This is a genomic window from Pseudomonas cimarronensis (assembly GCF_049331905.1).
Taxonomy (GTDB): domain Bacteria; phylum Pseudomonadota; class Gammaproteobacteria; order Pseudomonadales; family Pseudomonadaceae; genus Aquipseudomonas.
In genome coordinates this window covers 3,953,632-3,976,886 of record NZ_CP186283.1, presented here as the reverse complement: position 1 = coordinate 3,976,886, position 23,255 = coordinate 3,953,632, and the positions used below count along the sequence as shown (strand labels likewise).

Here is a 23,255-nt window from a genome sequence, read left to right as displayed (position 1 = left end):
TGGGGTGTCGCAGGTGGACAGCCCCACTGTCCACCTGCGAGTTAGCCGACCTTGACCGCCTGCAGCGTGTAGCTCAGCGGCAGGCGTTCTGGCTGGTTGTTCAGCCGCCATTCACCATCCTCCCCCAGACTCATCTGACCCGGTAGCGCTTCCCAGGGGATGCTGGTGTGTTCCTCCAGCGCCGTAAGGCGCATGCCGTGGCGCAGCAGCGCGGTGATGATTTCGCCCATGCCGTGGTTCCACTCGTGAGTGGTGGTGGCGGTCAGCTTGCTGTCGCTTTCCACATAGCTGTACTCGTCATTCCAGACCTGCGGCTGGCTATGTTCAAAATAGGAGTGGACCATCTGCAGGGCATCCTGACAGTCCTGGTCGAGCGTCATCAGTACGGGATGCATTTCACGCAGAAACAGGCGGCCGCCGGGTTTCAGCAGAGCTGCGACATTGCGCGCCCACTCATCGATCTGCGGTAGCCAGTTCAGCGCGCCGATGCCGGTGTACACCAGATCATACGACTCAACGCCGAGCGCCTTGGCGGCGTCGTAGACCGAGGTCTCGACAAACGTGATGTGCTCGCCGCAGGCATTGGCCAGCTTACGGGCTTGTTCCAGTGAGGCGGATGAGAAGTCCAAGCCGCTTATCTGCGCGCCCAGGCGGGCCAGCGACAGGGTGTCAGTGCCGATATGGCACTGCAGGTGCACCGCGCGCAGGCCACGGATATCGCCGAGGCGCGGCAGATCAAAACGCACCACTTCGGATAAGTGCGTGGGCGAGGTGATAAACAGCTGAACCTGGTAATCGGGCGACGCCGCATGCAAGGCGGCGCGCTCATTCCAGTTGGCTTGGTTCAGGGCAAACGAGTCATCCATGACGCTATTCCTTTTCAGTGTGGGACGGCGTTCTTATCTAAGGCGCTCAGTATGGCGTGGGCCGCTTTGATTCGAGCTGCGTTGGGGTAGTTTTTGTTGGCCAGCATAACCAGGCCGAAATTCTGACTGGGGATAAACATCGCGTAGGCACCGAAGCCGCCAGTTGAGCCGGTTTTATTGAACAGGCTGTCGCCTGGCTCGGTTTCCGGCGGTGCGAGGCGTGTAGCGGGTTGCGACTCCAGGGCCATGGCCGGGGAATTGCCGGCCTGCAGACGCTCCAGGCTGATCGGGTAGGGGTAACGCTCCCAACCGAGGCCCTGGGTCATCTCGCCGACGCGGTAATAACCCGTCTGGGTAGTGGCGATGGCGTGCTGCAGGTCTTTATTCAGGCCGGCAGGATTCAGGTTGGCCTGGACAAAACGCAGCATGTCCTTGGCGTTGGTTTTCACCCCGTAGGCTTCGGCGTCGAGCATGCCCGGGCTGACGCGCAGCGGCTGGTTGTCCTTGCTGTAGCCATAGGCATAGCACGACATCTGCGCCGCCGGCACCTGGATATAGCTGTGCGGCATGCCGAGGGCGGGAAACAGCGTGCCTTCCATCAACGTAGGGAACGGCTGGCCCATGCTCTTGGCGGCAAGCATGCCGAGCAAGCCGATGCTGGGGTTGGAATAGCGCCGATGGGTTCCGGCGATATGTTCGGGCTGCCACTGGCGGTAGTAGCTGAGCATGCTGGCCGGGTCGGTCACGTTGTCGGGGAACTGCAGCGGCAGCCCGCCGGCGGTGTATGTGCCGAGGTTGAGCAGGCTGGCGTGTTCCAGCTGGCTGCCTTGCAGTTCGGGCCAGTGCTGGCCAGCGCTGTCGCTGAGGGTCAGCTTGCCGGTGCTTTGCGCCAGGGCGGCGAGGGTGGCGGTGAGCGGTTTGCTCAGCGAGCCGATTTCAAACAGGGTGTCGCTGCTCACTGGCTGCTGGTCGTCCAGGCGCGCCACGCCGTAGTTGAAGTAGTGCGCCTGGCCGTTGTGGGTGATCGCCACGGCCATGCCGGCAATATCGTGTTCCGCCATCAGCGGGCGAATGGTTTCATCTACCAGCGACTGCAGTCTGTCGTCTGCCTGGGCGGCAGTGGCGAATGCCAGTGCGGCCAGCAGGGTACTGAGTTTTGCGTACATGCTGTTTGAGAGTCCTTGGCAGTAAAGGTGGGCGGTATGACAGCGCGCGTGCTGGTTTTATCCCAGCCCGCGCGTTTGCCAGACCTTGGCTGCACTGTGATGCAGGATGCCGTGGCGGCGGGCCAGGGCCATGCGGTCCTTGTCGTAGCCGCCGCCGATCAGCCCGACCACGGGAATGTCACGGCTCAGGCAGTGGTTAAGCACGGCTTCATCACGGGCTGCGATACCCGCATCCGTCAGGTTGAGATAACCGAGGGCATCGTCTTGGTGCACATCGACGCCGGCGTCGTAGAGCACGATATCAGGCTGGTACAGCGGCAGCAGGTAGTTGAGGCTGTCGTTGACCACCTTGAGGTAGTCGGCATCGGCCATGCCGTTGGGCAGGGGAATGTCCCAGTCGCTGGCGGCCTTGCGCGCCGGGTAGTTCTTCTCGCAGTGCAGTGACACAGTGATCGCCTCCGGGGTGCTCTCCAGAAGGCGCGCGGTGCCATCGCCCTGGTGCACGTCGCAGTCGAAGATCAGCACCCGCTGCGCTTTACCGCTGGCCAGCAGGTAGTGGCTGATCACTGCCAGGTCATTGAAGATGCAGAACCCGGCCGGATGATCGTAATGCGCATGGTGGGTGCCGCCGGCCAGGTGGCAGGCCAGGCCGTGTTGCAGCGCCTGCTCAGCGGCCAGCAGCGAGCCGCCCACGGCGCGAATTGTGCGCTGCGCCAGAGCGGCGCTCCAGGGCAGGCCGAGGCGGCGTTGTTCCTCATACGCCAGTTCGCCACTGGCAAAACGCTGGATATAGGCCGGGCAGTGCGTCAGAGCCAGTACGTCGGTGGGGCACAGCTCGGGGCGCAGCAGTTCGGCATCGGTGCTCAGGCCGCTGTCCACCAGATGGTCGCGCAGCAGGCGAAACTTCTCCATGGGGAAGCGGTGGTTGGCCGGGAAGGGCGGGCTGTAGTCTTCGTGGTAGACCAGCGGCAGGCGCATGCTGACAGGCTCGAGCAATAGGGCTGGAAGTATGGCGAGCGCCCTGGCCTGGCTCAAGTCCGGCGCTCGATTGGCTAGAATGCTGCCATTATTGTCCACATCCATCTTTCAGTCGGGCCGACAAACTTCGGCGAAGTCTTTACCATCTCGCCCCCAGCCAGATGCGTTAACAGGAGAGCATGCATGAGTCAGGTGTTGAATGAGTTGGTCGCCCTGCTGACCCTGGAAACCATCGAAGAGAATCTGTTTCGCGGGGTCAGCCAGGACTTGGGCTTTCGCCAGCTGTATGGCGGTCAGGTGCTCGGTCAATGTGTATCGGCGGCCAGTCAGACGGTCGAGGCCGCGCGCCATGTGCATTCCATGCACGGCTACTTTCTGCGTCCCGGCGATGCCACGTTGCCGGTGGTGTATCAGGTCGAGCGCGTGCGTGATGGCGGCAGTTTCAGCACGCGGCGGGTGACGGCGATCCAGAAGGGCAAGCCGATCTTTACCTGCAGCGCGTCGTTCCAGTTCGATGAAGAGGGCTTTCATCACCAGAACAGCATGCCGGACGTGCCGGGGCCTGAAGGCCTGAAATCGGAAACAGAACTGGCGCGCCTGGTGGTGGATGCCTTGCCGGAGCGTATGCGGGAGCGCGCGGTAAGCGATAAACCGATCGAGATTCGCCCGGTCACCCTGAGCAACCCGTTCGCACCGAAGCCTAGCGAACCAGCCAAGCATGTGTGGTTCCGCGCCGCTGGCGAGCTGCCGGACGAGCCGCAACTGCACAAGCTGCTGCTGGCTTATGCCAGCGACTTCAACCTGCTGACCACTTCGATGCTGCCGCACGGCGTGTCGGTGTGGCAGAAGTTCATGCAGGTTGCCAGCCTCGACCACTCGCTATGGTTCCACGGCAACCTGCGTATGGACGACTGGCTGCTCTACAGCATGGACAGCCCCTGGGCCGGCAACGCCCGTGGCTTCTCCCGTGGCAGCATCTTCAACCGCCAGGGCCATCTGGTCGCCTCGGTCGCCCAAGAGGGGCTGACCCGAGTCCGTGAGGACTGGAAATGAGCCGTGAGGATTGGAAGTGACTTTGCGCAGTGCGAAGCACTGGGTGTTTGATATGGACGGCACTCTGACCCGGGCGGTGCATGATTTCGAGGCGATCAAACTGGCATTGGATATTCCGTTAGCTGAAGACATTCTCGGCTATCTGGCGTCGCTGCCTGAGGCGGTGGCAGCGGCCAAACACGCCTGGCTGCTGGAGCATGAGCGCGAACTGGCGCTGACCGCCGAGCCAGCACCAGGGGCGATTGAGCTGGTGCGCGAGCTGCACGGGCGTGGCTGTCGCCTCGGTATTCTCACCCGCAATGCCCATGAACTGGCGCTGCTGACCTTGCGCGCCATCGGTCTGGATGACTGCTTTGCCGTGGCGGACGTGATCGGCCGTGACGAAGCACCGCCCAAGCCCGATCCGGGCGGGCTGCTGTATTTCGCCCGCACCTGGCAGGTGGCGCCGAGCGAGCTGGTGATGGTCGGCGATTATCGCTTTGACCTGGAATGCGCCCGCGCCGCAGGAGCGCGCAGTGTGTTGGTCAACCTGGCGGAAAACCCCTGGCCGGAGCTGGCCGATCATTTCGCTGTGGATTGCTGGGCGTTGCAGCGTGCCTTATAGGGCAGGTGCAGTTGAGTAGCCTGGATAAGCGCAGCGCAATCCGGGAAGGCGGGTGTGCGTATCCGGTAATGCCCCGGCTTGCATCCGGGCTACGGCTAATCGCTGCGTCGTTTAATGACAGCAGCCCGACTCCAGATCCTTGAGGATCGGGCAGTCCGGGCGGTCATTGCCCTGGCAGCTGTCCATCAACTCCTTGAGGGTGTCGCGCAGGCTGCTGAGTTCGTTGATCTTGCGTTCCAGTTCGCTGATATGCGCGGCGGCCAGGGCCTTCACATCGGCGCTGGCGCGTTGACGGTCCTGCCACAGGGCCAGCAGCTGACTGACTTCGGCCAGGGAAAAGCCCAGGTCGCGTGAGCGCTTGATAAACGCCAGACGGTGCAGGTCCTGCGGGCTGTACTGGCGGTAGCCGCTGTCGCTGCGGCCGGCGGCGGGCAGCAGGTCGATGCTTTCGTAGTAGCGAATCATCTTCGCGCTCAGGCCGGTTTGCTTGGCGGCTTGGCCGATATTCATCAGGTTCTCCTACGGGTTATTTGTGTTGTGGCGGCTTCCAGGTTTTCAACAGCAAGGCGTTGCTCACCACGCTGACGCTGCTTAGCGCCATGGCCGCACCCGCGAGCATCGGGTTAAGCAGGCCAGCGGCCGCCAACGGAATGCCGACCAGGTTGTAGGCGAAGGCCCAGAACAGGTTCTGGCGGATCTTGTTATAGGTACGCCGGCTTATATCTAGGGCGTCGGCCACCAGACGCGGGTCGCCGCGCATCAGGGTGATGCCGGCGGCGTGCATGGCCACGTCGGTGCCGCTGCCCATGGCGATGCCGACATCGGCCGCCGCTAGTGCTGGCGCATCGTTGATGCCGTCGCCGACCATGGCCACTGTGGCATGTCTTTTCAGCGCGCTGATGATCGCTGCCTTGTCAGCCGGCAGCACTTCGGCGTGTGCGGCGCTGATGCCCAGGGCATCGGCCACGGCCTTGACGCTGCCAGGGTTGTCGCCGCTGATCAGGTGGCTGGCGATGCCCTGGGCGGTCAGCGCGGCGATGGCCTCGGTTGCGCCGGGTTTAAGTGTGTCGCCAAAGGCAAACAGACCGAGCACCTGCGGTTGCGGCGCCAACTCCAGCAGCCAGGACAGGGTACGGCCTTCAGCTTCCCAGGCCAGGGCGTCTATTGCCAGTTCGTCGTGGTGCAGAAAGTGTTCTTCCTGCAGGCGCTGGTTGCCCAGGGCCAGTTGTCGCTCGCCGATCTGCCCGGTGATACCGCGACCGGCCAGCGCCTTGCTGTGGCTGACGTCGGTGAGGCTCAGCTGTTGTTCTGTGCACTGATCCAACACCGCCTTGGCCAGCGGGTGTTCGCTGCCGCGCTGCAGGGCGCCGGCCAGTTGCAGCAGTTGTGTGGTATTGCCGTCTACTGCACGCAGATGGGCGATACGCGGGCTGCCTGCGGTCAGGGTGCCGGTTTTATCGAAGGCCACCAGGGTCACCGAATGGGCGACTTCCAGGGCTTCGGCGTCCTTGATCAGAATGCCGTGGCGTGCGGCCACACCGGTGCCGGCCATGATCGCCGTGGGCGTAGCCAGGCCGAGGGCGCAAGGGCAGGCAATCACCAGCACCGCCACGGCATTGAGCAACGCGATTTCAATTGAACTGCCCGCCAGCAGCCAGCCGAGCAGGGTGGCCAGGGCGATGAGTAGTACGCTGGGCACGAAGACCTGGCTGACTTTATCCACCAGCTTCTGGATCGGCGCTTTCGTGGCCTGGGCATCTTCGACCAGGCGAATAATCCGCGACAGCACGGTTTCCGCGCCGAGGGCGGTGGTTTCCACCAGCAGCCGGCCTTCGCCGTTGATGGCTCCGGCGGTGACGCGATCACCCGGCTGCTTGGGTTGCGGCAGGCTCTCGCCGCTGATCAGCGCTTCATCGGCGTGGCTTTGGCCTTCACGAACCAGGCCATCGACCGGGAAGCGCTCACCGGGTTTGACCACGATGGCGTCGCCCAGCTGCAGTTCAGCTAGCGCCACCCATTGCTCAACGCCAGCCTGCAGGCGCAAGGCGCGCTCCGGGCGCAGCGCCTGCAGGGCGCGGATGGCGCTGCTGGTCTGGCGCTTGGCGCTGCTTTCCAGGTATTTGCCGAGCAGGATCAGGGTGATGATCACCGCTGAGGCTTCGAAATACAGATGCGGCATGCTCCCCGCCGGGCTAGTCAGCCATTGATACAGGCTCAGGCCGTAGGCGGCGCTGGTGCCGATGGCCACCAGCTGGTCCATATTCCCGGCACGGGCGCGCAGGGCGCTCCAGGCCGCGCGGTAGAAGCGCGCGCCGAAGATAAATTGCACTGGCGTGGCCAGGGCGAATTGCAGCCAGGCTGGCAGCATCCAGTGCAAGCCAAAGGGTTCGGCAAGCATGGGAATCACCAGCGGCAGTGTCAGCAGCATGGCCAGCAGCAGGGCCCAGCGTTCGCGTTGCAACTCTGTGCTTGGCGTGGCCAGGGCTGCTTGTGAATCGCCAATGACGCTGGCGTGGTAACCGGCGCGGCTGATGGCCTGCAGCAGTACCTGGTGATCAGTGCCGCGCAGCACCTGCAGCTGCGCGCGCTCGCTGGCCAGGTTGACGCTGACCGAGAGCACCTCTGGTTGCTGCGTCAGGGCGCGTTCGATACGCCCCGCGCAACTGGCGCAGCTCATGCCGGAAAGGCTCAGCTCCAGGCGCTCGCTGGGTACGTGATAACCGGCCGCGCTGACGGCATTGACCAGTTGCTCCAGGCTGCCAGAGGGCGCTTCGACGCGCGCCTGTTCACTGGCCAGGTTGATACTGACGCTGGCGACATCGGCCACCTTGGCCAGGGCGCGCTCGACCCGCCCGGCGCAGCTGGCACAGGTCATGCCGGCAATCGGCAGATCGAAGCGAACGAGGTTGGACATGCGCAATCCTCCAGGGCAATTCCCAACAGGATCAACCTTGCCACCTTGGCAAGGTCAAGCGCCAATGCATTCACCTGTAATCCCGTCTGTACCTCTGCGGTGCGTTGCCGCACAGCCTGTACCCTGCACTTTTTATGGCTTGACCTTCCCCCGTGGGCAAGGAGGACACTGTGCGTCTATTCCAGATGAATAAGGTGATAAACGATGTCAGCAGCAAGCGTTCATACATTCCGGGTTGAAGGCATGACCTGTGATCATTGCGTCAAGGCTGTGACCGAGGCTGTGCTGGCGCGCGATGCCGCCGCCGAGGTGAAGGTGAAATTGCAGGGCGGTGAAGTACGGGTTAGCAGCAGCCTGCCCAGCGACCAGTTGATCATCGCCATTGCCGAAGCCGGTTACGGGGTCGGTTTGGCCTGATCCAGTAGTACGGCAGCGGGCCAGTCGCGAATCAGTCCGCGAAAGCAGGCGTCGACCATCGGTTCGGTGTCGCTGAGCGGGTCGAACAGATTGGGATCGCGCAGCCAGTCGTGAAACAGCCCGACCAGCAGCGCATGCACGGCCCGCGCTGCCAGGCGCGGACTGAGCCCGCTTTGCAGGCGCGGCCTGACCTGCGGGCTGTCGAACTGCTGCTCGCACAGCTCGATAAACAGGTTGATAAAGGCCTCGTGGCGTTCTTCGGCCTCGCGCAACTCTTCGGTGAACTCACAGCGGCGCAACAGGATGGTGAAAATCCGCCGTTTCTGTGCGTTGTGCACCAGGTTGGTAATGGCGTCGATACACAGCTCGCGCAGGGTCTGCAGCGGATCGTGCTCGGCGCAGCCGTGCATGCGTTCGGCCAGTTGTTCCGGCGGCAGGCGCACCTGATTGAGCATGGCGTTGAACAGGTCAGCCTTGTTGGCAAAGTGCCAATACACCGCACCGCGCGTCACTCCAGCCTGCCGGGCGATGTGCTCCAGGCTGGTGTGTGCCACGCCTTTTTCCAGAAACAGCGTCTCGGCGGCTTCAAGGATGGCGATGCGGGTTTTCTCGGCGTCTTCTTTGGTTCGGCGCATGGCAGCGTGCTGATTTCTGGCTAGGCTCAAGCTCGAAGTGTAATGAAGTTAGGGGCATTGTTCTATTTACAAACACTTGTGTATGTAACTAGCATTGCCGGTCTCACATGTTGTGCCCTGCGTGTTCTCGGAGACATTCATGCTTTTTGCCCGCCATCTGCCGGTCGCTGCCGGTGCCCTGTTGCTCGCTGTTTTGGCTTCCCCGCTGCATGCTGCTGATGCCCCGCCTGCCCCCGAGGTGGTGGTGGAAACCGTCAAGGCCGAATCGCTGCCGCTGGAACTGGAGTATTCCGCGCGTACGGCAGGCTTCCGTGAGGTGCAGGTGCGCGCTCAGGTCAGCGGCATCCTGCAGGAACGTACCTATCTGGAAGGCAGCCAGGTCAAGAAGGGCCAGGTGATGTTCCGCATCGACTCGCGCACCTATCAGGCCGCGTTGAGCCGGGCCAAGGGCGCGCTGGCGCAGGAGCAGGCGCGCTACCGGCAGACCGAGCGTGATCTCAAGCGCATCCGTGAGTTGCAGAAGAAGGGCTTTGCCAGCGAGAGCGAGCTGGACAACGCGGTCTCCAACTTCGAACAGAGCAAGGCGAACATCCAGGCGGCTGAGGCCGAGGTGCAGTCCAAGCAGATCGACCTCGACTACACCACGGTGAAGGCGCCGATCTCCGGCATCACCAGCAAGGAAACCGTGTCCGAAGGTAGCCTGGTGGTGGCTGGCGACCCCAATGCCAGCCTGCTGAGCAATATCACCCAGCTGGATCCGATCTACGTCAACTTCGCCGCCCCGGATTCCGATGTCGAAAGCGTGCGCAGCGGCCTGCAAAACGGCAGCCTGGTGCTGCCGGAAGACGGCAAGATGAGCGTGCAGATCAAACTCGGTGACGGCAGCGTCTACCCGCTGGAAGGCAAGGTCGATTTCACCGACAGCCTGGTCGACCGTGGTACCGGCACCGTGAGTGCCCGCGCCGTGGTGCCTAACCCGGATCAGAAATTGCTGCCGGGCCAATTTGTGCGTGTGCAGGTCAAGGGCCTGAGCATACCCAACGCCATGACCCTGCCGGAGCGCGCGATTGCTCAGGGGCCGGGCGGCACCTTCGTCTACGTGGTGGATGAGGGCGGTGTGGCGCGCATGCGTCAGGTCACCACCGGGCACACCGCCAAGGGCCGCTGGGTGATTGTTTCCGGGATCAGTGCCGGTGATCGGGTTATTGTCGAGGGCTTGCCCAAAGTGCGCCCGGACACGCCGGTCAAAGTTGCCGCCCCAGCCGCCAGCCAATCCTAAGGAGCGCCTCCGGTGATCTCACGCTTCTTTATCGACCGTCCGGTGTTTGCCGCGGTCATCTCGATCATCATCGTGCTGGCGGGCCTGATGGCCATGCGCACGCTGCCGATCGCCCAGTACCCGCAGATTCTTCCGCCGCAGGTGTCGGTCAGCGCCAGCTATGCCGGTGCCAGCGCCCAGGTGATTGCCGAAACGGTGGCCGCGCCACTGGAGCAGTCGATCAACGGCGTGGAAGGGATGATCTATCAGCAGTCCAACTCCGGCGGCAACGCCATGAGCCTGTCGGTGTATTTCGAGGTGGGCCGCGATCCTGATCAGGCCACCATCGACGTCAACAACCGCGTCCAGGCCGCCCTGGCCAAACTGCCGGAAGAAGTGCGCCGACAGGGCGTCAAGGTGCAGAAGAAGTCCTCGGATATTCTTCAGGTGGTCACCCTGTACTCGCCGGATGGCTCTCGCGACCCGGTGTACATCAGCAACTACGCGCTGATCAACGTGATCGACGAGCTCAAGCGCCTGCCAGGCGTGGGTGATGTCAGCCAGTTCGGTTCGAAAGACTATTCCATGCGCATCTGGCTGCGCCCGGACAAGCTGGCGCAGTACAACCTGACGCCGACCGATGTGGTCAATTCGATCCGTGAGCAGAACTCGCAGTTTGCCGCCGGCAGCTTCGGTCAGCAGCCGCTCAAGCAGGAGCAGGACTTCACCTACACGGTCACCACTCAGGGCCGCTTTACCGACCCGAAAGAGTTCGAAAACGTCATTCTGCGCACCGATGAAACCGGTGCCAGCCTGTTGCTCAAGGATGTCGCGCGGATCGAACTGGGTGCCCAGGACTACTCGCTGATGACTTCGCTCAACGGTCAGCAGAACGCCGCCTTCGGGGTCTATCTGCAGCCCGGCGCAAATGCCCTGGACACCGCCGAGGCGGTGAGCAAAACGCTGGAACGACTGTCGAAGAACTTCCCCAGCGGCATGACCTACAAGGTGCCGTACGACACCACCAAATTCGTTCAGGTGTCGATTGAAGAGGTGATCCATACCTTCTTCGAAGCCCTGGTGCTGGTGGTGCTGGTGGTGTTTATCTTCCTGCAGAACTGGCGCGCCACGCTGATTCCGGTGCTGGCCATTCCGGTCTCGCTGGTTGGTACTTTCGCCGGGATGTACATGCTCGGCTTTTCGATCAACCTGCTGACCCTGTTCGGCATGGTGCTGGCCATCGGTATCGTGGTGGACGACGCGATTGTGGTGATCGAGAACGTCGAGCGGGTCATGGCCACCGACAAGATCGGCCCGCGTGAGGCGACCATCAAGGCCATGGAAGAAGTCACCGGGCCGATCATCGCTATCGTGCTAGTGCTCTGCGCAGTGTTCGTGCCGGTGGGCTTCCTCGGCGGCCTGGCGGGGGAGATGTATAGACAGTTCGCCATCACCATTGCCGTGTCGGTGGTGATATCCGGCATCGTTGCGCTGACCCTGAGCCCGGCGCTCTGTGCCTTGCTGCTCAAGCCTGGGCACCACGAACCGGCGGCGCCGTTCCGCGCCTTCAACCGGGTTTTCGATAGATTCACCAGCGGCTACACCGCCGGTGTGCGTTTCTTCCTCAAACGTTCGGCGGTAGGCCTGCTGCTGTTCGGCGCGATGATTGCGCTGATGGTGGTGCTGTTCAACCGTGTACCCAGCTCCCTGGTGCCCAATGAAGACCAGGGTTATGTGATCAACGCCTATTTCCTGCCGCCTGCGGCTTCGCTGACCCGCACCGAGAAGCTGACCGGTGATGTGACCCAGCAACTGATGGCGCACCCTGCGGTGCAGGATGTGGTGACCTTCGCCGGCTTCGACGTGCTGACTTTCGGTACTCGCAGCAACGCCGGGGTGTCGTTCGTACCATTGAAAGACTGGAGCGAGCGCACCACTCCTGAGCTGGATGCGCGCAACCTTACCGGCCAGTTCATGGGCATGGGCGCTGCGCAGAAGGATGGCGTGGTTCTCAGCTTCAACCCGCCGCCCATTACCGGCATGAGCACCACGGGTGGTTTTGAGGGCTTTATTCAGGATCGCAGCGGCGGCACGACCGCACAGTTGGCGGCCAAGGTTCAGGCCTTCCTCGCGGCTGCGGCGAAACGTCCGGAACTGGCAGGCGTGCAGAGCACCTTCAGCGCCAACGTGCCGCAGTACTTTATCGACCTGGACCGCACCAAGGCGCGTGCCCTTGGGGTGCCGGTGAACGATGTGTTCACCGCCATGCAGGCCACCTTCGGCAGTTACTACGTCAACGATTTCAGCCTGTATGGGCGCACCTTCCAGGTCAGCCTGCAGGCCGAAGCGGAGTTCCGTAGCAAGCCGGAAGACCTGTCTCAGGTCTATGTGCGCGCCGCCAGTGGTGAGCTGGTGTCGCTGGCCAGCCTGGTCAAGGTCGAACGCATTCTCGGCCCGGATACCTATGCCCGCTTCAACGTCTACCCGGCAGCGAAGATCCTTGGCGGGCCGGCACCCGGCTACAGCTCCGGTCAGGCCCTGACTGCGATTCAGCAGGTGGCGGACGAAGTGCTGGGCAGTGACTACAGCATCGGCTGGACCGGCTCGGCCTTCCAGGAAGTGGCCTCGCAAGGTTCGGGCAGCAGTGCCTTTATCTTCGGCCTGATCATGGTGTTCCTGATCCTCGCCGCGCAGTACGAGCGTTGGACCCTGCCGTTGGCGGTGGTCACCGCCGTGCCGTTTGCGGTGTTCGGGGCGATCCTTGCGGTGTGGCTGCGTGGCATCGAAAACGATCTGTACTTCCAGGTCGGTCTGGTCACCTTGATCGGTCTGGCGGCGAAGAACGCCATCCTCATCGTCGAGTTCGCCGTGCTCTGCCGCCAGCAAGGCATGGGCATTTTCGAGTCGGCACTGGAGGCGGCGCGCCTGCGCTTCCGCCCGATCATCATGACCTCGCTGGCCTTTATCCTGGGGGTTGTGCCGTTGGCGATCAGTTCCGGTGCCGGTTCGGCCAGTCGTCACTCGATTGGTACCGGGGTGATCGGCGGCATGCTGGCGGCGACCTTCCTGGCGATCTTCATGATTCCGATGTTCTACCTGCTGGTGGAGTCGCTGGCGGCCAAAATCGGCAAAGGCCGCAAGCAGGCCGACCACGCGGCTTGATCTCTGCCCTTTGACGGGTGTGCCGCGCGAGCCCCGACCCGCTGTCGGGCTCGCGCGGCCAAGCCGTGAGTCGCCGCGTGCATGCACGGGCACACAGGGCTCTGCTGTTCTGACCTATCTGGATACCCATGCCTTTACGAATTCTGTTGATCCTTGGCGCCCTGAGCGCCTTTGCGCCGTTGGCGATCGATTTCTACCTGCCGAGCTTTCCGACCCTGGCGCGGGTGTTTGCCACGGATGTCGAACATGTGCAGTTATCGCTTGCGGCCTACTTTGTCGGCCTGGCCATCGGCCAACTGGCGTACGGTCCGCTGGCTGATCGCTTTGGTCGGCGTAAACCGCTGTTGGTCGGGGTCATGCTGTTCAGCCTGGCATCATTGGCCTGCGCCCTGGCGCCGAGCCTGGAATGGCTGATTGCTGCGCGTTTTGTCCAGGCGCTGGGCGGCTGCGCCGGGATGGTGATTTCGCGGGCCGTGGTGCGTGATCTGTGTGACCCGATCCGCTCAGCCAAGGTGTTTTCCCAACTGATGCTGGTGATGGGGCTGGCGCCGATTCTCGCGCCGCTGGGCGGTGGGCTGCTGCTCAGTACCCTGGGCTGGCCATCGATCTTTATCTGTCTGACGCTGTTCAGCTTTGTCTGCCTGCTGGCAGTGGCCCTGTGGCTGCCGGAAACCCTGGCCAAGGATGCGCCGCCAGCGCCCCTGCGCGGTGCATTGGGTGAGTACAAACGCTTGTTGGCTGATTTGCCGTTTCTCGGTTATGCCCTGACGGGCGGCTGCGCGATTGCCGGGATGTTTGCCTATATCGCCGGTTCTCCCTTCGTTTTCATCGAGCTGTACGGCATACCGGCTGAGCATTACGGCTGGTTGTTCGGCAGCAATGCCCTGGGTTTTATTCTGGTGGCGCAGCTCAATGCCTGGCTGGTAGCGCGGCACGGGCCGGCGTACTGGCTGGGCAAAACCGTGTGGTTCTACCTGGCCTGTGGCCTGGCTCTGCTGCTGGTGGCGTTGGCCAAGCCACAGGCCTTGTGGCCGCTGTTGATTCCCTTGTTCGGTTGCATTGCCTGCCTGGGGATTCTGCTGCCCAATGCCTCGGCGTGCGCCATGGCCGGGCAGGGCAGCCATGCCGGCAGTGCTTCGGCGCTGCTGGGGAGCCTGCAGTTCGTCATCGCCGCCAGTGCTGCGGCCATGGTTGGTGTGTTGCATGACGGCACGGCCTGGCCGGTGGCGGTGGTGATATTCAGCTGCGGCCTGTTGGTGGTGGGCTTCTCCCTGTTCACCCGTTGGGCCGAAGCTGCCGTCAAGGGTTAACCCGCCGCGCGCTGGCGCACTGTCGGCAGCACATGCGGGGCGTTGAGGCGTGCCTGCAGGGTGCTGACAAACTGGTGTGCCTCGTTCTCACTGCGAAAGGTGACACTCTGCTTGCCCAGACAGACCTGCCAGCCGCGACCGGCGGCGGTTTTTACCGGTTTGATCATGACGTCCATAGCCAATCTCCTCTGCAAGAGAAGGCAGACTAGACGCTCACTATGAACTTTCATTGACCTGTAACAATTCAATGACGGCTGCCGCGCCGTTGGTCTGATCAGCTCACCGTGGCGGCACTGAACTGCACGGCCAGGCCGGCCAGGCGGGTGAATTCTGTAACCAGGGCGATGTCGGCAGCGCTCGGGCGTGTCGGTTGCGGGTAGTAGATGCCAAAGGTGCCCAGTACCTGGCCGCTGTCATCCTTGAACGGTAGCGACCAGCAGGCGCGCAGGCCCGCATGCAGTGCCAGTGCCTGGTAATTTTTCCAGTAGGGATGTCGGCTGAGGTCTTCGGCGATCACCAGTTCGCCACTGCTGGCAGCATGCCCGCAGGAGCCGACTTCCAGCTCGGCCGGGATGCCGTCGATGGCCTGGCTGTAGGTTTCCGGCAGGCTCGGCGCAGCACCGATATGCAGACGCTGATGTTCGTCGAGCAGCATGATGGAAACGCGCATCTGCGGTTGCAGGCTTTCCAGGCGGCGGGTGATGCCGGCCAGGATGCTGTGCAGTGGATGCAGTCCCAGCAGTTCATCGAGTACGGCGTTGCGTGCCTGTTGCAGCTGTTGCGCCTGGTGGCGCTCATGCACATCACGCAGGCTGCCGTGCAGGCTCTGTTCCAGCGGACTGAAGTTGAGCTGCAACTCGACCCGGCGCACCTGGCCGCCCTGTGTCAGCAGCTGACATTCCAGGCGCAGGTTATCCAGTTCGCCCTTGCGTAGCGCCTGCAGTTGCTGGTTCAGCGGTACCTGACCCAGCTCCGGCATAAAACGCTGCAGTGGGCTGCCCAGGCTTTCATGGATGGGGTAGCCACTGACCTGCTCCCAGGCCGGGTTGAGGAAGCTCAGTTGCTCAGCCGCATTGGTGATAAAAATCGCGTCGCCCAGGTGCTCCACCAGGGAGCGGTAGCGGGTCTCACTGACCTGCAGTTCGTTGTCGATTTTCTTCTGCTCGGTCAGGTCGATATCGACGCAGTACAGCTCCAGCTGATCGAGGCTGTTGCGCAGCATCAGGTGGCTGGAATAGACCCAGACCAGACTACCGTCCTTGCGTTGCAACTGGATTTCCGCCGCCGGTATGGGTTGCCCACCCAACTGCCACTGGGTGATGCCACTGATGACCTTGCTGCGTGCCTGGGGCGGCACGATCAGCTCTTCCAGGCGGCGTCCCATGACCTCGTGCACGGCATAGCCGTAGAGCTGGGTGCTGGCCTGGTTCCAATAGATCACCCGGCGTTCGCGGTCGTAGCCCTGCACGGCAATGCGCGGGGTCTGTTCGAACAGTTGGCGAAAGCGCTGCTCACTCTCGCGCAGGGCGCTTTCATCACGTTTCTGCGTGCTGATGTTCTGCACGGTGCCGAGGATCTTGCCGTTGCTGTCAAACTCGCCGCGCAGCATCAGCCAGGTTCTCTGTTGCTGGTTGGGCTGCAGCAGGCGGGCGCTGATACTCAGGCTGATCTGCTCCTGTAGCAGGGCTTGCACAGCACGCTGGGCCGTGGCGCGTTCGGCTGGATGCAGCCAGCTCAGCAGTTGTTCCAGGCTGCTCTGCGCATCCTCGGCACTACGTCCGAGCAGACTCAGGGCCTCAGCGCTCCAGTGAAAACCATCGCAGTATTCCCAACTGCCGAGTGCGGCATTGCGTTGGGCCTGTTTGAGGAGCTGGCTGCTGTGCGTGAGTTCGGCCAGCAGCTGGTTTTGCGCCTGGCGGTCACGGTAGCTGACGAGAAAAATCAGCGCGGTACTGAGCAGCACAAACACCAGACCTTTGGCGGTTTGTAGCTCAGCCAGCAACGTCTCGTCGCTGACCAGCGCATGCAGCAGGTAATCGCTGCCAAGGATCCACAGTGTGCTGAACAGGATATATACGCCGGCCAGGCGCAGTGGGCCTTGAAGATCGGGTCGCATCCCTTACCGCCAGTGGCTAAACAGGTCGAGGAAAGTGGGTGGGATAGGGCCAGCACACTGCAGCAGGCGCTGCTGTGAGTCTAGCTGGCCCTTGGTCTAATGCAGGCCGCGCAGTGAAAAAGCTGCGCGTCAAACGCAGCTCTGGCGGAGTGTTGGCAGGTAGTTTTTCAACAACCTGTTAGAACCCTTCGAGAACGATCTTGCCCTTGGCCGTACCGCTCTCCAGCAGGGCATGGGCGCGGCGCAGGTTGGCCGCGTTGATGCTGCCGAAATGCTCACCCAGGGTGGTGCGCAGGGTGCCGGCATCCACCAGTTCAGCGACCCGATCCAGCAGGCGATGCTGTTCGATCATGTCGGCGGTCTCGAACAGCGAGCGGGTAAACATCAGCTCCCAGTGCAGCGACAGGCTTTTGCGCTTGAGCTGCATGATGTCCAGGGGCTGCTCCGGGTCATCGATCAACGCCAGACGGCCTTGCGGTGCCAGGGCTTCGACCAGTTGCGCGAAGTGCTGGTCGGTCTGGGTCAGGCTGGCGACGTGCGTGACCTGATTGATGCCGATGCGTTTCAGCTCTTCACTCAGCGGCTGACGATGGTCGATCACATGGTGCGCGCCCAGTTCGCGGACCCAGGCTTGGGTTTCCGGGCGGGAGGCGGTGCCGATCACTGTCAGGCCGGTGAGTTGGCGGGCCAGCTGCACCAGCACCGAACCAACGCCACCAGCGGCGACGACGATCAGCAGGCTCTGGCCCAGGTCAGTGTTGCCCTGAGTGATCTGCAGGCGCTCGAACAGCAGCTCCCAGGCGGTGATCGCGGTCAGCGGCAGGGCAGCAGCTTCGGCAAAAGGCAGGCTGTTGGGCATGTGCCCGACGATGCGCTCATCCACCACGTGCAGTTCGCTGTTGGCCCCGGCACGGTTGATCGCCCCGGCGTAATACACCCGGTCGCCGGGCTGGAACAGGCTGACTTCGCTGCCCACCGCCTTGACGATGCCGCTGGCATCCCAGCCCAGCACCTTGGCGTCACCATCGGATGGGGCGACGTTGCGGCGGATTTTGGTGTCCACCGGGTTGACCGAAATAGCCTTGACCTCAACCAGCAGGTCGCGCGGGCCGGGCGTTGGCGTCGGCAGTTCGACATCCAGCAGCGCGTCAGCGTGGTCGGCGGGCAGGGAGTGGTAATAGGCGACAGCTTTCATAAAGGGCTCCTTAGACAATGCGTTGCATCAGTTGATGATCGACCTGTTCCAGCAGGTTGCCGCAGGTTTCGCCGAAGTGCAGAAAGTGCGCGGTCTGCTGGTGCGCGCTGAGTGCGGCGGCGTCTTGCCACTGCTCAACCATGATGAAGCGGTTGGGCTGCTGTTGATGGCGGTGCAGGTTGTATTGCAGGCAACCGGCTTCGGCCTGGCTGGGCGGCACCAGCTGGCGCAGACCGGCTTCAACTGCCTCGGCATGACCGGGGAGGGCAGTGAGGGTGGCAATCAAGGTCAATGGCGTGGTCATGGCGGACTCCGGTTCAAGTGCTGCCATGCTCGGTTATTTGATTGACGAGAAAAACCGGCGGCTACTAGAGTCTCTTTCAATACTTTTTTGATAATGAGTCGCCATGCTGCGTTTCGATGACCTGCAGTTGTTTGTCACCACCGCTGACTTGGGCAACCTCTCGGCCGCCGCGCGGCGCCTGGATATTTCCCCGGCGGTGGCCAGCGCCGCGCTCAAACGCCTGGAGCAGCAGCTGGAAGCGCGGCTGTTCAGCCGTTCTACCCGCAGCCTGCGCCTGACCCCCGAGGGCGAGCTGTTTCTTGGCCATGCGCGCCTGGCCTTGCAGAGTCTGGATGACGGCCGGCAGCAGCTGGCCGGTAGCAAGGTCGGTATCAGCGGGCCGTTGCAGCTGTCTGCCCCCTCGGATTTCGGCCGCAATACCTTGCTGCCCTGGCTGGATGAATTTCAGCAGGCGCATCCGCAGGTACAGCTGCGTCTGCTGCTCGGTGATCGCGTGGCCGATCTGTTTCGCGAGCCGGTGGACATCGCCCTGCGCTATGGCGCACCGGAGGACTCCAGCCTGGTCGCCTTGCCGGTGGCTGCCGCCAACCGCCGCGTGTTGTGCGCCGCACCGCAGTACCTGCAACGGTATGGCGCGCCGCAAACGGTCGATGAGCTGAGCGAACACAACTGCCTGCTCTATATGCTCGGCGGGCGACTGCATGACCGCTGGCGCTTCAGCGATGGCAAGCGTGAGCAGGGCATCAACGTCAAAGGCGACCGGGTCAGTGACGATGCCGACGTAGTGCGGCGCTGGGCGGTCAGCGGTGCCGGGCTGGTCTACAAATCCTGGCTGGATGTTGCCGGCGATGTGCGTGCTGGGCGACTACAGGTGCTGCTACCTGAGCTGCGCGGTGAGCCGACACCGCTCAACCTGATCTGCGCGCACCGGGCGCAACTGAGCAAACCGGTATTGCTGCTGCGTGAGTTTGTGCAGGCACGCTGTGCGGAGTTGTTGGCGCAGGCACCCTGGTCGAACTAGCAGACCGTTGGAAAACTATCTACGTCGCCGATACTGCGTTAAAAACAGGCTCGGAATGCTCAGGTACAGCTCGTACATTCCGCTTCCTCGCCGTTTTGACCAGCCGGAGGCTGTTACTGGCGTAGCGCCTTGTCTCGGCTTCCTCGCCAACATTCTCCAACGGTCTGCTAAGATTGCCGCCAGCGCGCTGCGGCAATCCATCGCAGTGCGGCTTTGTCACATGCGCCCCGGAGCAATGCTAGAGTCGCGCCCCATGAAAATGACCCGTACTGACCGTCGCCTGCTGGCCTGGATGCTGTATTTCAGCGTTCTGTTCAGTGCGTTCGCCTGCAGTATCGGTCACGGCCAGATGGCTGGTCTGCAACTCAGCGGGCTGGCCAGCCAGTACTGCTCCTTCGAGGGCAACTTCGGCGCCGGTGCCGATCTGGAAGGTTCCGGTGTGGTGGCGCCCAATCCTGCCACCGGCTCCGGCTGCTCCCTGAGTTCCACCTTCAGCGCGATTATCCTGGCGGCGTTCTTCGGTCTGCTGGGCCTGTTGGCGCCCAGCCGCGCGCCGCTGCTGACGTTCTTCTTCACCCCGCGACCTGTCCGCTACCTCTGGCCCTCGGCCAACCCCCGCGCATCCCCCGTTCTGGCTTGAGTTGCTGTTGCTGCGGCCGCATTTGCGGCCGCGCTGATCACTTGAAACCAGATAAAAAACCGCGTCTGTCGGTGCTTGAAGAGCGCCCGACGGACCGAAGTTGGGGAAGTCCATGCGTCAGATATCCGTACTCAGCCTGCTGGCCGTTAGCATCAGCCTGGCCAGTTCCGCCTATGCCGAACAGCTCAAACTGGAAGACAGCACCATCGTTGGTAAGCAGCGGGGCGATACCACTGCGCCGACAATTGCCGAGAAACGCGCCGAGTTTGCGCGGATTCCCGGGGGGGCCAGTGTCGTCGATGCCGAAACCTACAAGACCGGCCGCTCCAGCTCGCCGCAGGATGCCCTGGGCCAGGCCACGGGCGTGTATATCCAGTCGCGCTCCGGCGCCGAGGAATCGCGTCTGTCGATTCGTGGCTCGGGGCTGCAGCGCACCTTCCACCAGCGCGGCATCCTGTTGATGCAGGACGGCGCACCGCTGAACCTTGCGGATGGCAGTGGTGACTTCCAGAGCATCGAGCCGATTGCCCTGGACCATATCGAGGTCATGCGCGGCGCCAACGCCTGGCGCTACGGTGCCGCCAACTTGGGCGGGGCGATCAACTTCGTCACGCCCACCGGCAAGACCGCGCCCAAGGTGCAGCTGCGCGCCGAGGCCGGCAGCTTTGATTACCAGCGCATCTTCGGTGCGGTGGCTGAAGACTTTGGCGATTGGGATGCCTACCTGAGCTTCTCCGATTACTCTCAGGATGGTTTCCGCGATCACGCACGCCAGGAAAATCAGCGCTACTTCGCCAATATCGGCGGGCGGATCAACGAGCGACTGTCGACACGCTTCTATATCAGCCACGTGGAAACCGATTCGGAAATCCCCGGCAGCCTGACCAAGGCGCAGTTGCGACGTAACCCTGAGCAGGCCGCGCTGAGCACAGTGACCGGCGATAACAAGCGCGACTTCACCCTCAACCGCATCGGCAATATCACCACCCTGCAACTGGACGGCGGGCACAGCCTGGAGCTGTCGAGCTTCTACAGCGAGAAATCGCTGTGGCACCCCATCTTCCAGGTGCTGGAAGTTGACAGTGAAGATGTCGGCGTACGCCTGACCCACAAGTGGCAGAACACCGATGGTTGGCGCTGGAGCGGTGGCGTGGAAGTGCTGCAAGGCCGTAACCAGGCAGAAAACTACGTCAACGTCGCCGGCAAGCGCGGCAACCTGGTGGACCGTCAGGTGCAGACGGCGCGCAGCCTGAATGCCTTTACCGAGCTGGAAGTGCCGCTGGCCGAAGACTGGGCGCTGATCGGCGGCCTGACCTGGCTGCACAGCGAGCGCGATATCGATGACAAGCTGAAAAGCAGCTTCAACTTCGTCGGGGTGCCGACGGGTTTCCAGGATGCGTCATTCAACCGTAGCTACAGTGCCCGTATTGGCCGGATCGGCCTGCGCCACGACTTGGCTGACGGCGTGCAACTGTTTACCAACCTCAGTCAGAGCTACGAGCCACCGACCTTCAGCGAGCTGACCGGTGGCGCTATCGTGACCGAGAACGAGGCGCAGAAGGCCACCACCCTGGAGGCCGGTATGCGCTTCACCCAGGGCAATCTGGACCTGGACCTGGCGGTTTACCGCAGCGAGATCCGCGACGAGCTGCTGGGTTACGTCAACCCGCTGGCCCCAACTCAGGTGATCACCACCAACGCCGACCGCACTGTGCACCAGGGCATCGAGTTCGGCGGGGCCTGGCAGCTGGGTGAGGTGGTGTTGCGCGGTCAGTACCTGCTCAATGACTTCCGCTTCGATAACGACCCTGCCTACGGCAACAACCGCCTTGCCGGCGTGCCGAGCCAGTTCCTCAAGGGCGAGGCGCTGTGGCAGCGTGATGGCTGGTATGCCGGCCCGACGGTCGAGTGGGTGCCGGTGCACTACGCCGCCGACCACGCCGAATCGCTGTATGCCGAAGCCTATGCGATCTGGGGGCTGAAGGGCGGTTATCGTCCACGTGAAGGTCTGGGCTTCTTCGTCGAAGGGCGCAACCTCTCGGACAAGACCTACATCTCCACCACCGGCGTTGTGGCCAATGCCCGTGGCCAGGATGCCGCGCTGTTTATGCCCGGTGACGGTCGCAGCCTGTATGTCGGCCTGGAGTGGAAACTTTGACGGCGGCCCTGCAAGCACAAGAGCTACCGCGCCTGACCTGGCGCCAGCGCCTGCTGCGGCTGATGCCGTGGCACAAGCGCCTGGCGCTGCTGGCCTGCCTGGGCATCTTCAGTTGGGCGGGTAGCGGCATGCTGCACCCGCTGATGGGCTACCTGCAGCCGCGTCCGCAAACCATGGCCACACCACAGCAGGTGTTGCCGCTGGATAACCTGCGCAGTCCTGCGCAGGTGCTCGGCGCGGCTGGTTTTGCCCAGGTGCAGGGCTTGCGCCTGCTGGTGCTGGCCGCTGAGCCTTATTACCAGGCGCGTCTGGTCGGCGAGTTGCAGCCGCGTTACTGGCATGCACGCAGTGGTCAGGCGGTCGAGCTGGCCGGCGCTCATGCCGAAAGCCTGGCACGGCATTACCTGGGCAGTGACGAGCCGCTGGCCTATGCCGGCAGCATCGAGCGTTTTACCAGCGAATACGCCTTTATCAACCGCCTGCTGCCGGTGGCGCGGGTCGACACCCAGCGTGATAACCAGTTACGCCTGTATGTCGACCTGTTCCATGACCGCCTCGGCACCCTGGTGGACGAGCGCAAGGCCTGGTTCAGCGCGTTCTTCCAGACGCTGCACAGCTTTCGCTGGCTGGATGCGGCGGGCCCGTTGCGGCCGGTGCTGATGCTGGTACTGCTGGCCTCGATTGTCTCGGCGACGCTGTTTGGTGTGGCGCTGTTTATCGCCCGTCGGCGTGCCCGTACCTTCAACCGCCGGCTGCATGGCTGGTGGGGGCTGGGGCTCGCCTTAGCGACGTTGAGCTTTGCCAGCAGCGGTGCCTGGCACCTGTTGCACAAGCAAGGTGCGCAGCCTTGGCCAGCGCCCTTTGTGCCGAGCTTTAACGTGGCCGAGTTGGATACGGCACCGGCGGCCGACTGGCTGCTGGCCGGTGAAGAGCTGTACATGCTCAGCCTGCTTGAACTCGACGGCAAGCCGATCTGGCGCGCCCAGGGGCAGCAGTTCGCCAGCATGTCCAGCCTGCACTACCTGGATGCTCAGGGCCGTGAACTGGGCAATGACACGCCACGTCGTTATGCCCAGCAGCGTCTCGATCATTACGCCAAGTCTCTGGGGTTGGGTGAGGCGCAGACGCTCACGCTGCAGCACAGCTTTGACCACGAATACGGCTTCGTCTTCAAACGCCTGCCGGTGTTCAAGGCCAGCTATGCCGATGTGCACAACACCGCGCTGTTTATTGATCCACTGGACGGTGCTCTGGCCAGCCGCGTGCAGGATGCCGACCGTGCGGAAGGTTGGGGGTTTGCCTACCTGCACAAGTGGGAATTTCTCGCAGGCCTGGGCAATGGCTACAAGCACCTGCTGCTGGGCATCGTCGCGTTGGCCCATGTGCTGTTGGCGCTGGTGGGGCTGAGTCTGCTGCGCCGCGGGCAGCACCGATGAACCGCTGCCGATCCATCACTGA

Annotated in this window: 20 protein-coding genes; 10 read left to right on the top strand and 10 right to left on the bottom strand. The window is 62.9% G+C overall.

Going from position 1 to position 23,255, the window contains the following annotated elements; all coding sequences use genetic code 11:
* Window positions 1-41: 41 nt before the first annotated feature.
* Genes ACOCLD_RS18580 through ACOCLD_RS18570 form a run of 3 tightly spaced genes read right to left on the bottom strand, consistent with a single transcriptional unit; the run spans window position 42 to window position 3,010 of the window.
* The gene (locus ACOCLD_RS18580; protein WP_422910229.1) at window positions 42-866 is read right to left on the bottom strand and encodes a class I SAM-dependent methyltransferase; all 825 of its coding nucleotides are present in this window, start codon (window positions 864-866) and stop codon (window positions 42-44) included.
* 14 nt (window positions 867-880) lie between these two features.
* Window positions 881-2,032 (bottom strand): class C beta-lactamase, encoded by a 1,152-nt coding sequence (gene ampC / locus ACOCLD_RS18575; protein ID WP_422910228.1) that lies wholly within the window; start codon window positions 2,030-2,032, stop codon window positions 881-883.
* A 57-nt stretch (window positions 2,033-2,089) separates the two neighbouring features.
* Entirely contained in the window at window positions 2,090-3,010 is a 921-nt protein-coding gene (locus tag ACOCLD_RS18570; protein ID WP_422910227.1) for a histone deacetylase, read from the bottom strand.
* A 183-nt stretch (window positions 3,011-3,193) separates the two neighbouring features.
* On the opposite strand from ACOCLD_RS18570, the gene tesB reads away from it, so the two are divergent.
* Together tesB and ACOCLD_RS18560 are read left to right on the top strand one after the other, a co-directional pair.
* A complete protein-coding gene (tesB, locus tag ACOCLD_RS18565) occupies window positions 3,194-4,063 on the top strand; it encodes an acyl-CoA thioesterase II (protein ID WP_422910226.1) in 870 nt (289 codons plus the stop codon).
* A gap of 16 nt (window positions 4,064-4,079) precedes the next feature.
* A complete protein-coding gene (locus ACOCLD_RS18560; protein WP_422910225.1) occupies window positions 4,080-4,667 on the top strand; it encodes an HAD family hydrolase in 588 nt (195 codons plus the stop codon).
* 111 nt (window positions 4,668-4,778) lie between these two features.
* Here the strand turns inward: ACOCLD_RS18560 and cueR are convergent, their stop codons facing one another.
* Together cueR and ACOCLD_RS18550 are read right to left on the bottom strand one after the other, a co-directional pair.
* Window positions 4,779-5,177, bottom strand: a complete 399-nt coding sequence (gene cueR / locus ACOCLD_RS18555; RefSeq protein WP_422910224.1) for a Cu(I)-responsive transcriptional regulator — start codon at window positions 5,175-5,177, stop codon at window positions 4,779-4,781.
* A 16-nt stretch (window positions 5,178-5,193) separates the two neighbouring features.
* Window positions 5,194-7,581 carry a heavy metal translocating P-type ATPase gene (locus ACOCLD_RS18550; protein ID WP_422910223.1) on the bottom strand — a complete coding sequence of 796 codons (2,388 nt, stop codon included), beginning with the start codon at window positions 7,579-7,581 and terminating at the stop codon, window positions 5,194-5,196.
* Window positions 7,582-7,824: 243 nt separating this feature from the next.
* Here ACOCLD_RS18550 and ACOCLD_RS18545 point away from each other — a divergent pair, with 243 nt between their 5' ends.
* Window positions 7,825-7,998, top strand: coding sequence for a heavy-metal-associated domain-containing protein (locus ACOCLD_RS18545; RefSeq protein WP_422910222.1), 174 nt, complete (start codon window positions 7,825-7,827; stop codon window positions 7,996-7,998).
* Here the strand turns inward: ACOCLD_RS18545 and ACOCLD_RS18540 are convergent.
* Window positions 7,977-8,633: a TetR family transcriptional regulator gene (locus ACOCLD_RS18540; RefSeq protein ID WP_422910221.1), complete on the bottom strand. Its 657-nt coding sequence runs from the start codon at window positions 8,631-8,633 to the stop codon at window positions 7,977-7,979. The two genes, ACOCLD_RS18545 and ACOCLD_RS18540, sit on opposite strands and share 22 nt — an antisense overlap.
* Before the next feature lie 139 nt (window positions 8,634-8,772).
* On the opposite strand from ACOCLD_RS18540, the gene ACOCLD_RS18535 reads away from it, so the two are divergent.
* The 3 genes from ACOCLD_RS18535 (at window position 8,773) to ACOCLD_RS18525 (ending at window position 14,363) form a co-directional block, all read left to right on the top strand.
* A complete protein-coding gene (locus tag ACOCLD_RS18535) occupies window positions 8,773-9,912 on the top strand; it encodes an efflux RND transporter periplasmic adaptor subunit (protein ID WP_422910220.1) in 1,140 nt (379 codons plus the stop codon).
* Between the two features lie 12 nt (window positions 9,913-9,924).
* Entirely contained in the window at window positions 9,925-13,053 is a 3,129-nt protein-coding gene (locus ACOCLD_RS18530) for an efflux RND transporter permease subunit (protein WP_422910219.1), read from the top strand.
* 128 nt (window positions 13,054-13,181) lie between these two features.
* A complete protein-coding gene (locus ACOCLD_RS18525) occupies window positions 13,182-14,363 on the top strand; it encodes a multidrug effflux MFS transporter (protein ID WP_422910218.1) in 1,182 nt (393 codons plus the stop codon).
* On the opposite strand, the gene ACOCLD_RS18520 is transcribed toward ACOCLD_RS18525, so the two are convergent.
* From ACOCLD_RS18520 to ACOCLD_RS18505, 4 genes are all read right to left on the bottom strand, one after another.
* A complete protein-coding gene (locus tag ACOCLD_RS18520) occupies window positions 14,360-14,539 on the bottom strand; it encodes a hypothetical protein (protein WP_392540193.1) in 180 nt (59 codons plus the stop codon). The genes ACOCLD_RS18525 and ACOCLD_RS18520 overlap by 4 nt on opposite strands.
* A gap of 98 nt (window positions 14,540-14,637) precedes the next feature.
* A complete protein-coding gene (locus ACOCLD_RS18515; protein ID WP_422910217.1) occupies window positions 14,638-16,479 on the bottom strand; it encodes a PAS domain S-box protein in 1,842 nt (613 codons plus the stop codon).
* Window positions 16,480-16,657: 178 nt separating this feature from the next.
* A complete protein-coding gene (locus tag ACOCLD_RS18510; protein WP_422910216.1) occupies window positions 16,658-17,674 on the bottom strand; it encodes a zinc-binding alcohol dehydrogenase family protein in 1,017 nt (338 codons plus the stop codon).
* Window positions 17,675-17,684: 10 nt separating this feature from the next.
* Window positions 17,685-17,978 carry a putative quinol monooxygenase gene (locus tag ACOCLD_RS18505; protein ID WP_392540196.1) on the bottom strand — a complete coding sequence of 98 codons (294 nt, stop codon included), beginning with the start codon at window positions 17,976-17,978 and terminating at the stop codon, window positions 17,685-17,687.
* A gap of 103 nt (window positions 17,979-18,081) precedes the next feature.
* On the opposite strand from ACOCLD_RS18505, the gene ACOCLD_RS18500 reads away from it, so the two are divergent.
* The 4 genes from ACOCLD_RS18500 (at window position 18,082) to ACOCLD_RS18485 (ending at window position 23,233) form a co-directional block, all read left to right on the top strand.
* Entirely contained in the window at window positions 18,082-18,999 is a 918-nt protein-coding gene (locus tag ACOCLD_RS18500; RefSeq protein WP_422910215.1) for a LysR family transcriptional regulator, read from the top strand.
* Window positions 19,000-19,252: 253 nt separating this feature from the next.
* Window positions 19,253-19,639: a DUF2946 domain-containing protein gene (locus ACOCLD_RS18495; protein ID WP_422910214.1), complete on the top strand. Its 387-nt coding sequence runs from the start codon at window positions 19,253-19,255 to the stop codon at window positions 19,637-19,639.
* A gap of 112 nt (window positions 19,640-19,751) precedes the next feature.
* Complete coding sequence (locus ACOCLD_RS18490; RefSeq protein ID WP_422910213.1) at window positions 19,752-21,797, top strand: TonB-dependent receptor family protein; 2,046 nt, start codon at window positions 19,752-19,754, stop codon at window positions 21,795-21,797.
* Window positions 21,794-23,233 (top strand): hypothetical protein, encoded by a 1,440-nt coding sequence (locus ACOCLD_RS18485; protein ID WP_422910212.1) that lies wholly within the window; start codon window positions 21,794-21,796, stop codon window positions 23,231-23,233. The genes ACOCLD_RS18490 and ACOCLD_RS18485 overlap by 4 nt, the downstream gene beginning before the upstream one ends.
* The last annotated feature ends 22 nt before the right edge of the window (window positions 23,234-23,255 follow it).

What these genes read in the sequence shown, in the direction of transcription:
- ACOCLD_RS18580 (WP_422910229.1), bottom strand. Translation starts at nt 866, where the DNA reads ATGGATGACTCGTTTGCCCTGAACCAAGCCAACTGGAATGAGCGCGCC.
- ACOCLD_RS18540 (WP_422910221.1), bottom strand. Translation starts at nt 8,633, where the DNA reads ATGCGCCGAACCAAAGAAGACGCCGAGAAAACCCGCATCGCCATCCTT.
- ACOCLD_RS18490 (WP_422910213.1), top strand. Translation starts at nt 19,752, where the DNA reads ATGCGTCAGATATCCGTACTCAGCCTGCTGGCCGTTAGCATCAGCCTG.
- ACOCLD_RS18535 (WP_422910220.1), top strand. Translation starts at nt 8,773, where the DNA reads ATGCTTTTTGCCCGCCATCTGCCGGTCGCTGCCGGTGCCCTGTTGCTC.
- ACOCLD_RS18510 (WP_422910216.1), bottom strand. Translation starts at nt 17,674, where the DNA reads ATGAAAGCTGTCGCCTATTACCACTCCCTGCCCGCCGACCACGCTGAC.
- cueR (WP_422910224.1), bottom strand. Translation starts at nt 5,177, where the DNA reads ATGAATATCGGCCAAGCCGCCAAGCAAACCGGCCTGAGCGCGAAGATG.
- ACOCLD_RS18520 (WP_392540193.1), bottom strand. Translation starts at nt 14,539, where the DNA reads ATGGACGTCATGATCAAACCGGTAAAAACCGCCGCCGGTCGCGGCTGG.
- ACOCLD_RS18545 (WP_422910222.1), top strand. Translation starts at nt 7,825, where the DNA reads ATGACCTGTGATCATTGCGTCAAGGCTGTGACCGAGGCTGTGCTGGCG.
- ACOCLD_RS18525 (WP_422910218.1), top strand. Translation starts at nt 13,182, where the DNA reads ATGCCTTTACGAATTCTGTTGATCCTTGGCGCCCTGAGCGCCTTTGCG.
- ACOCLD_RS18550 (WP_422910223.1), bottom strand. Translation starts at nt 7,581, where the DNA reads ATGTCCAACCTCGTTCGCTTCGATCTGCCGATTGCCGGCATGACCTGT.
- ACOCLD_RS18515 (WP_422910217.1), bottom strand. Translation starts at nt 16,479, where the DNA reads ATGCGACCCGATCTTCAAGGCCCACTGCGCCTGGCCGGCGTATATATC.
- tesB (WP_422910226.1), top strand. Translation starts at nt 3,194, where the DNA reads ATGAGTCAGGTGTTGAATGAGTTGGTCGCCCTGCTGACCCTGGAAACC.
- ACOCLD_RS18495 (WP_422910214.1), top strand. Translation starts at nt 19,253, where the DNA reads ATGAAAATGACCCGTACTGACCGTCGCCTGCTGGCCTGGATGCTGTAT.
- ACOCLD_RS18500 (WP_422910215.1), top strand. Translation starts at nt 18,082, where the DNA reads ATGCTGCGTTTCGATGACCTGCAGTTGTTTGTCACCACCGCTGACTTG.
- ampC (WP_422910228.1), bottom strand. Translation starts at nt 2,032, where the DNA reads ATGTACGCAAAACTCAGTACCCTGCTGGCCGCACTGGCATTCGCCACT.
- ACOCLD_RS18570 (WP_422910227.1), bottom strand. Translation starts at nt 3,010, where the DNA reads ATGCGCCTGCCGCTGGTCTACCACGAAGACTACAGCCCGCCCTTCCCG.
- ACOCLD_RS18505 (WP_392540196.1), bottom strand. Translation starts at nt 17,978, where the DNA reads ATGACCACGCCATTGACCTTGATTGCCACCCTCACTGCCCTCCCCGGT.